We start from the raw sequence: 14,454 nt of genomic DNA on the forward strand, positions 1-14,454 counted from the left end.
GCCGCGCTGTTCGCCGACGGGGTCTTCCGCGTCGAACTCCGGACCGCCGCCGACAACCGGCCGAGCCGGGCGGTCGCCGAGCGACTCGGGTTCACGCTCGAGGGCACGCTGCGTCAGGCGTACCCGGTCGACGGCGTTCGGCACGACCTGTGCATCTACGCACGGCTCGCGACCGACCCGGTCCGGTGAGGTACGGCACGTCCGGGTGGATGTGTCTGGTCAGTCGTTCGGGCGGATGAGGCAGAACCTTGACGTCGAGGTGGCTCTGCTGCGGGACGTCCTGCCCGGGCCACCCCGGCGCGCGGTAGTGCTCCACCCGCTGGAACGCGAGGATCGGCCGGAGGTCGGTGAACGGGAGGGCGATCTCCGCCCAGTCCTCGTCGGACGCGACGATCTCGCCGCCGAGGAGTCCGACGGAGAAGCGCGCCAGCGCTTGCGGGTCGGGGCAGTCGAGGACGACGGCGTCGAGTGTGCCGATCACGGCCGACACGCTCGCCCCGTCAGCGCGCCGCGGCCAGGGTCTTCGTGATCCGCTGCAGCGACACCGTCTCGGCCGTCCCGAGTTCCTGCGCGAACAGGCTCAGCCGGAACTCCTCGAGCATCCACCGCGCGTGCACGAGCTCCGGGTGGGCACCGACTGCCGGGGGGAAGGTCCCACCGGCGTCGGTGTAGCGGTCGGTGGCGACGGTGACCTCGCGCATCCACGCAGCGTCGCGCCCGGGGTTCTGCAGGAGCTTCTGCACCCGTGCCTCGACGCCCTGCAGGTACACGCGGATGCGTCGGAGCCGGTCGAGCCCGGCGACCGCGACGAACCCGGGGAACACGAGTCGTTCGAGCTGCTGCCGCATGTCGGTCAGGGCGCCGAGCAGCGACATGGAGTTCGCCTGCTTGATCGCCCGCTCGGCGTTGCGGTGCGCGGTGAGGACGGCGGCGACCTCGGACACGGCGGTGAACATCGTGTCGACGACGGTCGAGGAGACAGCGTCGCGGACCTGCTCGAAGGCGGCCTGTTCGAAGACGAGTCCGTCGGGGTGCGTGCCGCGGATGCCAGCGTCGACGACCGCGGCGAGGACGTCGTCGAACAGCGCCTGCGTCGACGGGTACGGCGACGCTGCGAGGGCGAGCTTCTCCTGCGCGGTGAGGTGCTGCTGGATGTACGACACCGGCGAGGGCACCGCGAGCATGACGAGCCGTCGGACCCCGGCGGGCATCGCGACTGCGCGGTCGTGCTCGGTGGCGAGCAGTCGGACCGCGACGGTCGCCTTCGGGCCGGACCCCTCCTCGACGAGCGCCGGGTAGGCACGGATCACCCCGCCGGACTGCTTCGTGTCGAGGACGCGAGGGAGGTCACCAGCGGGCCACGCGGTGAGACCCGACCGCTCGAGGTCGGTTCCGGCCTGCGCGACGCGAGCCGCGCCTCCCGGCCGGTTCGCCTTCGCCGTGGCGGAGGCGACGCTCTGCTGGGTGCGGTCCTTGAGCTTCGTCTGCAGGGCCGCGAGGTCCTTGCCGGCCTCGACCCGCCGACCACGTTCGTCGACCACGGCCCAGGTGGGCAGCAGGTGCGGCGGCACGCGGGTCAGGTCGAAGTCCGACTCCGACACGGACACGTACGTCATGCGCTGGATGGTCTTGGCCAGCGTCGACCGGAACGACTCGGTCGGCTCGGTCGGGGCGTCGTCCGGGAGCTCGGCGACGATCTTCTCGGCCCAGTCCGCGGCGGGCACGATGTTCTTGCGGATCTGCTTCGGCAGTGACTTGATCAGCGCGGTCACGAGCTCCTTGCGCAGGCCCCGCACCTGCCAGTCGAAGCCCTCCTCGCGCATGCGGGGCAGCAGGGCGAGCGGTACCTGGACGCTCACGCCGTCGTCCTGCGCACCCGGCTCGAAGCGGTACTTGATCGCGAGGCGCTGGTCGCCCGACCGCCACTGGGTCGGGTACTCCTGTTGGTCCTGCGCGGCTTCCGCCGCGTCCTCGGCCAGGAGGTCCGACCTGCGCATCGTGAGCAGGTCCGGTTGGTCGCGACGCGCCTTCCGCCACCATCCCTCGAAATCGCGGGTGGTCGCGACGTCCGCGGGGATGCGTGCGTCGTAGAAGTCGACGATCTTCTCGTCGTCGAAGAGGATGTCCCGCCGACGCGTGCGCTCCTCGAGCTGCTCCAGCTCCTTGCGGAGTCGGCGGTTCTCGCGGTCGAAGGCCTGCTGCGAGTCCCACTCGCCTTCGACGAGAGCGTGCCGGATGAACAGCTCGCGGGAGTGCTCGGGATCGACGCGCTTGTACTGCACGCGCCGCCGCTGGACGACGGGCACGCCGAAAAGGGTCACCCGCTCGTAGGCCACCACGGCGCCCTGCTTCTTCTCCCAGTGTGGCTCGCCGTAGGTGCGCTTGAGCAGGTCACCCGCGAGCGGCTCCACCCAGGCGGGGTCGATCTTGCCGACGGTCCGGGCGAACAGGCGACTGGTCTCGACGAGTTCGGCGGCCATCACCGCGTCGGGCTGCTTCTTCGCGAGGACGCTGCCGGGGAACACGACGAACCGGGTGTTCCGTGAGCCGAGGTAGTCGCGCTTCTCGCGGTCGCGCAGGCCGATCTGGCTGAGCAACCCGGCGAGCAGGGAACGGTGCACGGCATCGCCGTCCTCGCTCCGCGACTGCCCGACGCGGACGTCGACCTGTTTCGCGGCGCGCGAGAGCTGCCGGTAGAGGTCCTGCCACTCGCGGATGCGGAGGTAGTTGAGGAACTCGGCCTTGCACAGGCGGCGGAACGCGCTCGACGACAGCTCGTCCTGCTTGTCCTCGATGTGGTTCCAGAGGTTGAGCAGGGTGAGGAAGTCACTCGTCGGGTCGGCGAACCGGGCGTGCAGCTGGTCGGCGTGGGCGCGCTTCTCGAGGGGGCGTTCGCGCGGGTCCTGGATGCTCAGGGCGCTGACGATCGCGATGACCTCGCGGCCGACGCCCTGCCGACCGGCCTCGAGCACCATCCGGCCGAGCCTCGGGTCGATCGGCAGCCGGGTGAGCTGCCGGCCGGTCTTCGTGATGCGTCCGTCGCCGTCGACCGCGCGGAGTTCCCGCAGCAGGTCGAGACCGTCCTTCACCCCTCGGGAGTCCGGCGGCTGCAGGAAGGGGAACGACTCGATGTCGCCGAAGCCGAGCGAGATCATCTGCAGGATGACGGCAGCGAGGTTCGTGCGGAGGATCTCGGGGTCGGTGAACTCGGACCGCCGCTCGAAGTCCTGCTCGGAGTACAGCCGGATCGCGATGCCCGCACTCGTCCGGCCGGCACGGCCCGAGCGCTGGTTCGCGCTCGCCTGGCTGATCGCCTCGATCGGGAGGCGCTGGACCTTGGCCCGCGGCGAGTACCGGGAGATGCGGGCCGTCCCGGTGTCGACGACGTACTTGATGCCGGGCACCGTGAGGCTCGTCTCCGCGACGTTCGTCGCGAGCACGACCCGGCGTCGGATGCCCGGCGTGCTGCGTCGCTCGAACACCCGGTGCTGGTCCGCGGCGGACAGACGACCGTAGAGGGGGAGCACCTCGGTGCCCGGGTAGCGCTTGCCCTCGATCGCCTCTTGCGCGTCGCGGATCTCGTTCTCGCCGGAGAGGAACACGAGGACGTCGCCCGGGTCCTCTCGGGAGAGTTCGTCGAGCGCGTCGGTGATGCCCTGGAGGACGTCACGGTCGTCCTGGGTGCGGCCGGAGCCGTCGCCGGAGCCGTGGTCGTCGGTCCGCGGGTCGTCCTCGTCGTCGTCGTGGTCGTCGCGGCCGTCGCGGCCGTCCACGTCGTCCGCGACGAGGGGACGGTACCGGATCTCGACCGGGTACGTCCGGCCGGACACCTCGATGATCGGGGCCCCGCCGAAGTGCTGCGAGAACGACTCCGGATCGATGGTCGCACTCGTGATGATGACCTTGAGGTCCGGCCGCCGGGGGAGGAGCCGCTTGAGGTAGCCGAGCAGGAAGTCGATCGTCAGGGACCGCTCGTGCGCCTCGTCGATGATGATCGTGTCGTAGCGCTCGAGGTCACGGTCGAAGTGGATCTCGTTGAGGAGGATCCCGTCCGTCATCAGCTTGATCTTCGTGTTCGCGGACACCTTGTCGGTGAAGCGGACCTGGTAGCCGACGAGGTCGCCGAGCTCACCGCCCAGCTCCTCGGACACCCGTTCGGCGATCGTGCGCGCTGCGATCCTGCGGGGCTGGGTGTGCCCGATCGACTCGCGGCCGAGTTCCAGGCAGATCTTCGGCAGCTGGGTGGTCTTGCCGGAGCCCGTCGCGCCGGCGACGATCACGACCTGGTGGTCGCGGATCGCGGCGGCGATGTCGTCCCGCCGCTGCGAGACGGGCAGCTCGGGCGGGTACGTGATGACGGGCGTGGCAGTCATGAGCATTCCAGGTTACCCCGCAGCGCACGCTCGACGATCCGGTGCGGTATCGTTCCGGCGTTGAACGACCGACCGAGAGCCTCCGGGGGGAGAACCGAACGATGGCCGACCTGTTCATCGATCTGGGAGCACTGCAGCGCACCCGTACATCGCTCGACCACGTCGGGGGACTCATGCGCGACCCGCTCGCGACCATGACGTCCCGTGCCGGAGCGACGACCGACATCGGGGTCCTGCGGAGCAAGCTGCAGGACTTCGGCGACACGTGGGACTACGGCATCGGGCAGCTCGCGAAGTACACCGGCGCCAGCAGTGACGCGCTGGACCAGATCGCGAAGACCGTCACCGACGCCGACCAGCAGTTGGCCGACGGGATCGAGGGGGCCTCGTGACCGTTTCGTACCCGACCCTCGGGTTCGACCCCGTCGCCAGTGACTCCGCCACGGGCGCGGACGTCGCTGCTGAACTCCGTGCCGCCACCGAGAAGCTCGCCGAGGTCGATGCCGTCCTCAGCGGTGCCGGCGAGCAGGACTGGGAGGGACGGACCGCGGAGGCGTTCCGGTCCGCCATGTCCGAGGAGCTCCGGCCCCGGGTCCGCGCAGCCCACCGGAGCTTCTCCGAGGCGAGCCGGGCGTTCGACGGATGGGTCCACGAACTCCCGGGCTACCGGACCCGTGCGGACGCGCTCGAGCAGGAGGCGGCCTCCGCAGCGGCGAGCGTCCAGACCGCGACGAGCAACCGCTCGTCGATCGAGTCGCCAGCGGACGACGCAGACCAGCAGGCGAAGGACGACCACGACGACGAGGTCCGCAGCGCAGACCTCGCCGTCAGCGTCGCACACGATGCGCTCCAGGGGGTGCTCAGCCGTGCCCGGGCGTTGCAGGCGGAGGTCACCGAGCGCGCCGGTGTCGTCGCCGCGGCCTTCGACACGGCGATGCAGGCTGCTCCGACCGAACCCGGATGGCTCGAACGGGCCGGACAGTGGGCATCCGGCCTCGTGGACTGGAAGGCACTCGGGGACTTCATCTCCGAGAAGTTCGACTGGTTCATGGAGAACGTCGCGCCGATCCTGCAGAAGCTGGCGAAGATCATCGGCGCCATCGCGACGATCGTGTCCGTCGTGGCGTTCCTCGTCGGCTTCGTGTTCCCGCCCGCGTTCGCCGTGGCGAGCGTCGCCGGCACGGTCGCGAAGGTGTCGTCGTTCGTCGATCTGGGCATCCAGGGACTCCGCGTCGTGCACGGCGAACGGGGGGCGGCGCAGGCCTTCCTCGTGCAGGGCGCCGCGACGGTGGTCGGCATGGGGGTGGCCCGCGCGATCGGTCCCGTCGCCACCGAGGCCACGAGCAACATCCGAGCCGGTGCGTTCATCCCCCAGGTGTCGTTCGCGGGGATGGGCACGAACGGCGGCGGCGCGGTCGCCACGGCTTCGTACGCCGTCAACAACGACTTCTTCCACTCGGCCATGTACTGGAGCATCACGAGCGCGAAGGACCTGGTCGACTCCGGCACCACGCTCCGGGACGAGACCCGGTGACCACGGACATCGCCGTAGCGCTGCCCGCCGGGTGGATCGAGGTCGCCGCGCAGGACACCGCCGACCAGATGGCGGAGCAGTTGCGCGCGCAGGCGGCGGTGGACGGGGACGCGTTCGACGGGCCGTCGCTCGACGCACTCGTCGACGCGGCACAGCAACTCCGGGCGACGGTCGGGAGCGACGTGTGGCAGCACTTCGGCGCGGTCGTCACCCAGGTGCCGACGAGGCGCCCCGGGGACCGCGACGACGAGGTCCCGTGGCAGACCACGGTCTGGGCCTTCGGAGTGCGACTCCTGCGGCTGCCTGACCTCGGCGACCTGAACCCCGTCGGCGTGGCGGAACGCGTGGTCGGTTCGGTCGGCGTGGTGCGGTCCGTCGAACCGTTCCGACTCGACGACGGTCGAGACGGCGTCGCCGTGCTCCTCACGGCCGTCGAGGTCGACGACGAGCAGATCGTCGCCGCACGCAGCCGACTCCCGCAGCTCGACCCGGACCGCCTCGGCGCATGGGTGTGCATGCTCCCGGTGCCCGGGCTGCCCGCTACGCTCTCCCTGACCGTGGGACTGGCGCCCGATGATGCCGAGGTGCCGCAGATGACGTGGCTCGGAGCCCAGATCGCGACGAGTGTCCACCGCGTCGTCGGAGCATCGGACACGCCCGTGGCGGGGCCGACGGGCGTCGGAGGAGAGGGACAGCGACGGTGAACACGTGGATCCGTCCCGGCGCGCGGGATGCCGTGCACGGAGCGGCGAACGCGCGCGAGCACGCCTGGGACGCCCCGGCGGCGGTGCGGACGCTCGACGCTGAACTGAGCACCGCGCGGCGGTTCTGGGGTGGGACCGCAGCGGTCGCCCTCGCCGTGGTCGGTGGTGCGGTGGCGTCCGGGGTGGGCTCGGCCGGGGGCGCCGGAGCCGTCGTCACGGTGGTGCTCATCGCGACGCTGCTGCTCGCCGGTGCGGTGTGGCTGGGCGTGTCGGTCCTCCGCGCACGGCACGCGGTCGTGCAGGCGTTCGTCGCGTGGTCCGCACTCGCGGCACCACTCGGACCCGCGTCGGTCTTCACGGGGCAGCTCACGGGGAAGAGCATCGCGCGGACGGCGCTCGCAGCCGTGCTCTTCATTGCCGCTGCCTTCAGCTGGTCTGCCCTCGTGCCGGGCTCCGGGAGCCCGGACGACTGGGCCTTCAGCCTCTCCGCCGTCGTCTGGGCCGTCACCTTCACGGTCGCGTTGATCGCCGTGCTCGCGACCGAGATCCGCGGCAACCTCGCACGGACCGGTCGGGTGGTGCGCGGCCGTCGCTGAGCCGCCCGGTCGGCTCGGCGTTCGTCCCCTCAGCTCGCGAGCTGGTCGACCAGCGTGCGCACGGTCGTCGCCGGCAGCGCACACACCCGGTCGTGGCACACGAACGCCACCGTGTCGTGTGTGGCGCGGTCCTCGAACAGCGCGAATCCCGCGGCACCCCACTCGTCGGCCTGTGCCGGGGTCACGGCGGCGATCGTCGTCCCGGGACGGCGTGCACCGAACGCCGCCGCCCGCATCGGGTCCTCCCGATCGGCGGTCACGACGACGACCTCCCGCGACGGTCGGCCGAGCGCCAGCGCGAGTCCGAGCGCGTCGGCGTACCCGAGCGGGCGTTCCGTCCCCGACCGGGCACGATCGGCGACGAGCCGTGCGGCCGCGTCGCGGTACGAGCGCTCACCCGTGAGCGCTGCGAGCGTCGCCGCCGCCGAGGCGAGGCCGACCGTCCCCGACCGGAGCGCCGTCTGCGGCTGCTCACCGGTCGCCGTCCCCGCCGTGTCGAGGACCGGGTCGGCTCCGAAGCGACCCGCGAGGCCGTCGTCCACGAGGACCCGTGCGGCGGACGCGTACGACACCGCTCCGGTGACGAGCGCGAGTTCGAGCAGCCCCTCGGCGAGCAGGCCGACGTCCTCGATCGTCGCCGGAGCGCTCGACGTGCCACGCGGCGAACTCGACCGGACCGCAACGTGCCCGTCACGCACGTGCGCGGCGAGCACCGCGTCTGCCGCACCCCTGGCGAGCGCGACCATCTCGTCGTCGCCGTGCCGCGCTCCGGCCACGGCGAGCCCCCGGATCGCGAGACCGTTCCAGCCCGTCAGCACCTGGTCGTCGAGGGGCGGGGGATCGAGCGTCGCACGCTCGGCCAGCGGACGGCGGTACCACTCGCCCTCGACCCGGCGCCCGTCGATCGTCGACTCGCTGTCCTGCGCCGCGACGAACGCACCGTCCGGTCGACGCAGCGTGTCGCGGAGGAACGCGGCGATGCCCCGAGCCTGCGCGGACCCGGCCACCGCCAGCAATCCCGCGTTGTCGTAGAGCATCCGTTCGTAGTGCGGGACGCTCCAGTCACGCTGCGTCGCGTACCGGAAGACCCCGCCGTCGGCGTCCGTCAGTTCCGACCGGGCGATGACGTCCAGCGTGCGGTCGAGCAGCCCACGAGCGCCCGCAGTGGCGTCCGTGCCGTCGGGGTCGTCCGCTGCGAGGTCGCCGAGCAGTTCGAGGAGTGGCGCACTCGGGAACTTCGGCGCGCCGCCGAAGCCGCCGTACGTGGTGTCCTCCACCTGACGCAGCTGGTCGAGGACGCCCCGGACCGTGTCGACCGCCGGGAGGCGCGGCTCGCCATCGCCGCGACCGTCGCCGGACGACGCGGTCGCGTCTGCTCCGGCACCCTGCCGGATCGCAGTGGCGATGGCCGAGGCGTTCGCGTCCACCTCGTCCCGCCGCTCTCGCCAGGCGTCGAGCACCGCACCGAGCACCTGCCGGAACGACGGCACCTGCTGCACCGGCTCCGGCGGAAAGTACGTCCCCGCGAAGAACACGTGCGCGTCGGGCGTCGTGAAGACGGTGAGCGGCCACCCGAGCTGCCCGGTGAACGCACTCGCCGCGGCCATCATGCTGGCGTCGACGTCCGGGCGCTCCTCACGGTCGACCTTGACGGCGACGAAGTCCTGCCGCAGGAGGTCGGCCACTCCCGGGTCCGAGAAGCTCTCGCGCGCCATGACGTGGCACCAGTGACAGGTCGCGTACCCGATCGAGACGAGGACCGGTACGTCCCGCTCGCGAGCCTCGGCGAAGGCGTCGGGTCCCCACTCGCGCCAGTCCACCGGGTTCTCCGCGTGCTGGCGGAGGTAGGGGCTGACGGCCGAGCCGAGGCGGTTGTCGTTCATGCGTCCAGCCTGCCCGGACCGCCCTGGACTCCGGCAGCGTGCGGGGCGGAATGTGGACCGATGCGCTCAGTCCACATCCGGTCGCGGGGAGAGCCACCCCGTGAGCGACGCGAGCCGACGTGCGACGTCCTCCGGCGTCAGGTCGTCCGTGTCCACCCGCGCGACGTCGCCCCGGACAGCCGTGTCGAGCCTCCCGGCGGTCCTCGTGCTGTGTTCCGACTGTGCCACGGGGAGCCGACCACCTGACCGACGCCGCAGGCGGTCCGCGGTGGCGGCGTCGCCCGCGCGCAGCAGCACCGCGGTGACCAGTGGTTCGTCGCCCATGGCTGCGGCCAGCACGTCCTGGAGCAGCACCGAGCTGGTGTTCGTGTACACCAGGCGGTGGTGCCCGAGCTCGCGGTACCGCGCCCACATCGTCGCGAGGTTCCGCTCCGCGAGGTGCGCCTCCGGGTGCTCGACGTGCGGCGCGGGGTGCGCCAGGTCGAGCGCGTCGCCCTCGATGACGACGTGCCGGACGTCGGCGGCGACGAGGAGGTCGTGCAGCGCCTCGGCGGCGGTGGACTTGCCGACCCCGGAGCGACCACCGATGAACAGCACCTCCGAGCGCAGCACGGGTCAGCCCCGACCGAGCATGAGGAGGGCGAGCGCGGCGTCCTCCGGTCCGTAGTCGAACATCCGCTCCCAGAACGGGTCGTCCGCCCACGGCACGTCGCCGTCCGCCGGCACCCGGTGCGCGGTGTCCCGGAGCCAGTCCAGCTCGGGGACGACGGCCCGCTCGAAGCCCGGCGGCTGCCAGCCGAGCGCCCGTGCGGCCGTCGTGTCGAGCACGAACGGAGTCGGCGACGACCACGGGGTGACCCCCACGAACGCCGGGGCGTCCTCGTCGAGCAGCACCTCGTCGAAGGCGTGGTCGAGGTGACCCGCGACGGTCCGCACGATCTCGAGGACGGACGGCGCTGTCTCGTCGGCGACGTTGAGGATGCGGCGGTCCGGCCGGTCGGCGACCAGCCCCACGAGGTCGGCGATGCCGGACGCGGCGGTGGTGTGGTCGACCCCGCGACCGTGGTCCGCGAGCAGGATGCGCTCCCGGCCGTCGAGCACGCGGCGGACCACGAACCACTCCCGCGGCCGCCCGATGTGCGGGCCGTACACCTTCGACGGACGCAGCACCGTGACCGGGGCACCGTGGTCGAGCAGGACCTGCTCGGCGGCGACCTTCGCGGCGCCGTAGCCGTCGCGGCTCGTCGGGTCGGCGTCGTTCGGCACGACCGTCGGCTGCAGTTCGGTCACCGGGCCGCCGAACACCGGACGCTCGACGGAGTTGCCGTGGCGTCCCCGCTCGTCGACGTACACCGCCTTGGATGACACGAACACGGTCGAACCGGCGTCGCCGAGGAACGGCCGGAGCCGCAGGGCGTCGTCGCGGGTCCGACCGACGGTGTCGACGAGGAGGTCGGCGCCCGGTCGCAGCAGCGATCGGAGCAGGGTGGTGTCGCGGGCGTCGCCGGTGGTCGAGGTCGCGCCGTCGGCGACGAGGGCGTCCGCCACAGGGCCGCCTCGGCGGGAGACCACCTCGACCTGCCAGTCGTCGTCGGCGTCGAGGAGGTGTCGGGCGACCGCGGAGCCGATGCCGCCGGTACCGCCGAGGATGACCGCGCGTCTCGTGCTCATGCTGCAACGGTAGTGCGGCCGGGAGGCGCGGGGTGCGTCGGTCGCGCCGCGGACGTCGCGCAGGTGCGCGAGCCCGCGCTCGCGCAACGCGTCGTCGGTCAGGACGCGACGGACTCCGGCTCGCGACGCCACCAGTCGATGAGCGATCCGTCGTACACCTGCACCCGGTCGTGCCCGAGCACGGTGAGGGCGAGCGCGTCCACGCACGCTGCCGTCCCGATGCCGCAGTAGGTGACGATCTCCTCGGACCCGATGACCTCTGCGAAGGCGGCCTCGAGCGCGTGTCCCTTCAGGTAGGCGTTGGTGTCGGGGTCGACGAGGGAGCCGACCGGGATCGCCGTGCTGCCAGGGATGACCGGAGCGTGGTCCGCGCCGAGGGCGTCGTCGTCCGCCGCGAGCACGAGCGCCGCAGGCTCGACGCCGGTGGTCGCGCGCCGCACCCGGTCGTGGTCGACCCACAGCGGACGCTCCTCCGCCGCCAGGAAGGCGTCCGACGCGGGAGCCTGCGCCGAACGGGCGAGGGAACCGATGCGCACCGGACGTCCTTCGTCACGCCACTTCGTGAAGCCCCCGTCGAGCACGGCCACCGATTCGAAGCCGAACGACCGGAAGATCCACCAGAGGCGAGCCGACCACTGCCCGACCCCGCCGTCGTAGACCACGACCGTCGACGTGTTCGTGACGCCGAGCCGGCGCGCTGCGGACTCGAACCGCTCAGCGCTCGGACGGGTGAACGGCACGTCGCCGTCCGGTGCGGAGAAGTCGTCGAGGAGGTCCGCGTAGCGCGCGCCCGGCACGTGCCCGCGTTCGGCGTAGGTGTCATCCGCAGCGCGCCAGGTGGTCGCGAGTCCGGTCCCCGACGTGTGCACCGAAGCGTCGAGGACGACGAGCTCGTCAGCACCGAGGTGGTCTGCGAGCCACTGCGTCGACACGAGCGGCGAGGTCAGGACGGGGGCCATGGCGCCCACGGTAACGGGGACCCCTGACGCCTGCGAGGGGAACCGCAACACTGCGCAACTGCACGCCGTTCCGTGCCGCGCGATTCGGCTCTCGCGCGGAGTGTCCGGGCTGCCGGGACGAGATCCACGGTGTGCGTGAGCGGCGGTCGGTCGCTGCCGGACGACACCGTCGTCGTCGTACGAGGTTGGCCGCGTCGCTCGTTGCGTGTGCAGCGTCCGGCGCGTGCAACGAGCGACGCGGCCGCTGTCGTCCGACAACGGTCCGGTCGTTCCGCAGCGGCACCGAGCCCAGCCCTGCACGAGCCCTGCCGCCCGGGAACGTGCGGACGACCCGCCCGGCACCGAGCCGAGCGGGTCGTCGTGACGGGCGTGCGACCGTCAGTGCGCGGCGGTCGCGATGCTCCCCGTCGCGGTCGCCGCCGCGTGCTCGAGCTTCGCGAGCCGCACCGACTGCCGGTTGATGAGCAGCCCGCCGGCGAGGGCGACGAGCACGAGGACCCCGGCCGAGATGCCGAACGCCACGTGGTAGCCGTCGAGCACCGCCTGGGCGTTCTGGACCTTCGTCGGCGCGGCGGAGAGGTCGGCCAACCGGTCCTTCACGACGTCCGTGAAGATCGTCGAGAGGAGCGCCGTGCCGATCGAGCCGCCGATCTGCTGCATGGTGTTGACGGTCGCGGACGCCACGCCGGCATCGGCGCGCGCGACCCCGGTCGTCGCCGTGTTGATGGCGGACGAGAAGATCGTGCCCATGCCGAGCCCGATGACGACGAGCGCCGGCAGGACGGTGCCCGCGTACGAGCTGTCGAGATCCGTCCGCAGGAGCAGGAGCAGGCCAGTGGCCGCGACGAGTCCACCGGCGAAGACCAGCACCTTCGGGCCCACGCGGGGCAGGAGCCGACCACCGATCTGCGTCGAGGACACGATGATCGACAACGGCATCGGCAGGAACGCCAGACCGGTCTGCAGGGACGTGAACCCGAGGGTCTGCTCGAGGTAGTAGGTCAGGAACAGGAAGATGCCGAACATCCCGATCGCGACGAGGCCGATCGCGAGGTACGAGCCGCCCCGGTCGCGGTCGAGCACCACGCGGAGCGGCAGCAGCGGGTGCGCGACCCGGGTCTCGATGAACACGAAGGCAGCGACGAGCACGACACCCGCGGCGAGCATCACGATGGTCAGCGGGTCGTCCCAGCCGTTCGTCTCGGCGTTCGAGAAGCCGTAGACGATCCCCACCAGGCCGGCCGTGATGGTGAGCACCCCGGCGACGTCGATCCGCGGACGGTCCACCTTCGGCGGCTTCGCCATGAACACCAGCGCGCCGATCACGCCGAGGACGGCGAAGACCACGTTGACGTAGAGGCACCAACGCCACGACGCGTACTCGGTGAGCACCCCGCCGAGGAGCAGGCCGAGCGCAGCGCCCGAGCCGGCGATCGACCCGAAGATGCCGAAGGCGCGACCGCGTTCCTTCGGGTCGCGGAAGGTCGTCGTCAGCATGCCGAGTGCCGACGGTGCGAGCAGCGCACCGAAGACCCCCTGCAGGGCTCGAGCGGCGACGAGCAGTCCGAACGAGTCGGCGAGGCCACCGAGGACCGATGCGAGCGCGAAGCCCACGAGCCCGATGATGAAGGTGTTCTTCCGTCCGAAGAGGTCGCCGAGCCGCCCGCCGAGGAGCAGCAGCGAGCCGAACGCCAGCGAGTACGCGGTGACGATCCACTGGCGCTGGTCGGTCCCGAAGCCGAGGTCGGCCTGGGCGGAGGGGAGCGCGATGTTCACGATCGTGGCGTCGAGCACCACCATGAGCTGCGCGAGGGCGATGACCGCGAGGGCGATCCAGCGGTGGTTCGTGCGGGCGGGAGCGGTGGGCGGGGAGGCCTGGATGGTGGGCGCGGACCCGGTCGGGGTCGGCGCGGTCTGTTCTGCCGTCACGGGCAGCCTCCTTCTGGAAGGTGGAGGGGGATGGTGGTCGGATCGACCGGAGGAAAGTGGATGCACGGCATCCGCTTGCGTCCAGTGTAGACCGAAACGGAGTCGCCGCATCCGTTTGTTCCCAGAAACGTCATCTAGGTTTGGCGACGTGAGCACCGCCGACCTCGACCGCCCCCTGCGCGCGGACGCAGCACGCAACCGCGAGCTCATCCTGCAGACGGCGCGCAAGTGCTTCGCCGAGCGGGGTCTCTCGGTCACGCTCAACGACATCGCGCACGAAGCCGGGGTCGGCGTCGGGACGGTCTACCGCCGCTTCGCCGACAAGGACGCCCTGATCGAGGCCCTGCTCGCGACCAAGTTCGAGGCGATGAACGGCGCCGCCGCCCGCGCCGCCGAGGAGCTCGACCCGCGCGAGTCGCTCCGCGTGTACCTGATGGGTGTGTTCGAGTTCCGCGCCCGGGACCGGGCACTCGCCGACGCCATCGTGCGTGCGGGCAAGGCCCGGCCGTCGATCGTCGAGGAGCGCAACCGCCTCGAGTCACAGGTGTCCGAGATCATCCGCCGAGCGAAGGCCGCAGGCGTCGTGCGTGAGGGCTTCGACTACCGCGACCTCCCGATGCTCACGCAGATGCTCGGCGCGGTCGCGGACACCACCCGCGCGACCGATCCCGACGCGTGGCGCCGCTACGCGCAGGTGCTCATCGACGGCGTGATCCCGCCGGAGCACGCCGACCCGATGCTCGGCACCCCGCTCGACCGCGAGGCCCTGGAGCGTGCGCTGCAGCCGACCAGCTGACCCCGACCG

General features: G+C 71.8%; 12 protein-coding genes and 1 pseudogene. 6 read left to right on the forward strand and 7 right to left on the reverse strand.

Annotation, left to right across the window (positions count from 1 at the left end; all coding sequences use genetic code 11):
• Nucleotides 1-189, forward strand: a 189-nt coding sequence (locus tag NS184_RS18720; protein WP_242863029.1) for a GNAT family N-acetyltransferase, incomplete at its 5' end; no start/stop codon positions are given.
• 34 nt (nucleotides 190-223) lie between these two features.
• Here NS184_RS18720 and NS184_RS18725 read toward each other — a convergent pair.
• Both NS184_RS18725 and hrpA read right to left on the reverse strand, forming a co-directional pair.
• Nucleotides 224-490 (reverse strand): annotated as a pseudogene (locus NS184_RS18725) (VOC family protein); the annotation flags it as partial.
• Nucleotides 491-500: 10 nt separating this feature from the next.
• Complete coding sequence (gene hrpA / locus NS184_RS10520; RefSeq protein WP_058726069.1) at nucleotides 501-4,379, reverse strand: ATP-dependent RNA helicase HrpA; 3,879 nt, start codon at nucleotides 4,377-4,379, stop codon at nucleotides 501-503.
• Between the two features lie 95 nt (nucleotides 4,380-4,474).
• Here hrpA and NS184_RS10525 point away from each other — a divergent pair, with 95 nt between their 5' ends.
• From NS184_RS10525 to NS184_RS10540, 4 genes are read left to right on the forward strand one after another with little or no spacing between them, the layout of a single operon-like run.
• Nucleotides 4,475-4,765 carry a hypothetical protein gene (locus NS184_RS10525; protein ID WP_058726070.1) on the forward strand — a complete coding sequence of 97 codons (291 nt, stop codon included), beginning with the start codon at nucleotides 4,475-4,477 and terminating at the stop codon, nucleotides 4,763-4,765.
• Nucleotides 4,762-5,907 carry a hypothetical protein gene (locus tag NS184_RS10530; protein WP_058726071.1) on the forward strand — a complete coding sequence of 382 codons (1,146 nt, stop codon included), beginning with the start codon at nucleotides 4,762-4,764 and terminating at the stop codon, nucleotides 5,905-5,907. Before NS184_RS10525 ends, NS184_RS10530 begins: the two co-directional genes overlap by 4 nt.
• Nucleotides 5,904-6,611: a hypothetical protein gene (locus tag NS184_RS10535; RefSeq protein ID WP_058726072.1), complete on the forward strand. Its 708-nt coding sequence runs from the start codon at nucleotides 5,904-5,906 to the stop codon at nucleotides 6,609-6,611. The genes NS184_RS10530 and NS184_RS10535 overlap by 4 nt, the downstream gene beginning before the upstream one ends.
• Nucleotides 6,608-7,207, forward strand: coding sequence for a hypothetical protein (locus NS184_RS10540; protein WP_058726073.1), 600 nt, complete (start codon nucleotides 6,608-6,610; stop codon nucleotides 7,205-7,207). Before NS184_RS10535 ends, NS184_RS10540 begins: the two co-directional genes overlap by 4 nt.
• Nucleotides 7,208-7,236: 29 nt before the next feature.
• Here the strand turns inward: NS184_RS10540 and NS184_RS10545 are convergent, their stop codons facing one another.
• From NS184_RS10545 to NS184_RS10565, 5 genes are all read right to left on the reverse strand, one after another.
• A complete protein-coding gene (locus NS184_RS10545; RefSeq protein ID WP_058726074.1) occupies nucleotides 7,237-9,090 on the reverse strand; it encodes a thioredoxin domain-containing protein in 1,854 nt (617 codons plus the stop codon).
• A gap of 66 nt (nucleotides 9,091-9,156) precedes the next feature.
• Nucleotides 9,157-9,702: a hypothetical protein gene (locus tag NS184_RS10550; RefSeq protein WP_058726075.1), complete on the reverse strand. Its 546-nt coding sequence runs from the start codon at nucleotides 9,700-9,702 to the stop codon at nucleotides 9,157-9,159.
• A 3-nt stretch (nucleotides 9,703-9,705) separates the two neighbouring features.
• Nucleotides 9,706-10,761, reverse strand: a complete 1,056-nt coding sequence (locus NS184_RS10555; protein ID WP_083513622.1) for an NAD-dependent epimerase/dehydratase family protein — start codon at nucleotides 10,759-10,761, stop codon at nucleotides 9,706-9,708.
• Between the two features lie 98 nt (nucleotides 10,762-10,859).
• A complete protein-coding gene (locus tag NS184_RS10560) occupies nucleotides 10,860-11,720 on the reverse strand; it encodes a sulfurtransferase (RefSeq protein WP_058726077.1) in 861 nt (286 codons plus the stop codon).
• A 378-nt stretch (nucleotides 11,721-12,098) separates the two neighbouring features.
• Nucleotides 12,099-13,649, reverse strand: a complete 1,551-nt coding sequence (locus NS184_RS10565; protein ID WP_083513620.1) for an MFS transporter — start codon at nucleotides 13,647-13,649, stop codon at nucleotides 12,099-12,101.
• Nucleotides 13,650-13,797: 148 nt separating this feature from the next.
• Between NS184_RS10565 and NS184_RS10570 the strand changes: the two genes are divergently transcribed.
• On the forward strand, nucleotides 13,798-14,445 hold the full coding sequence (locus NS184_RS10570) for a TetR/AcrR family transcriptional regulator (protein ID WP_058726078.1): 648 nt from the start codon (nucleotides 13,798-13,800) through the stop codon (nucleotides 14,443-14,445).
• The last annotated feature ends 9 nt before the right edge of the window (nucleotides 14,446-14,454 follow it).

It is taken from the genome of Curtobacterium luteum (assembly GCF_001475545.1).
GTDB lineage: Bacteria > Actinomycetota > Actinomycetes > Actinomycetales > Microbacteriaceae > Curtobacterium > Curtobacterium luteum_A.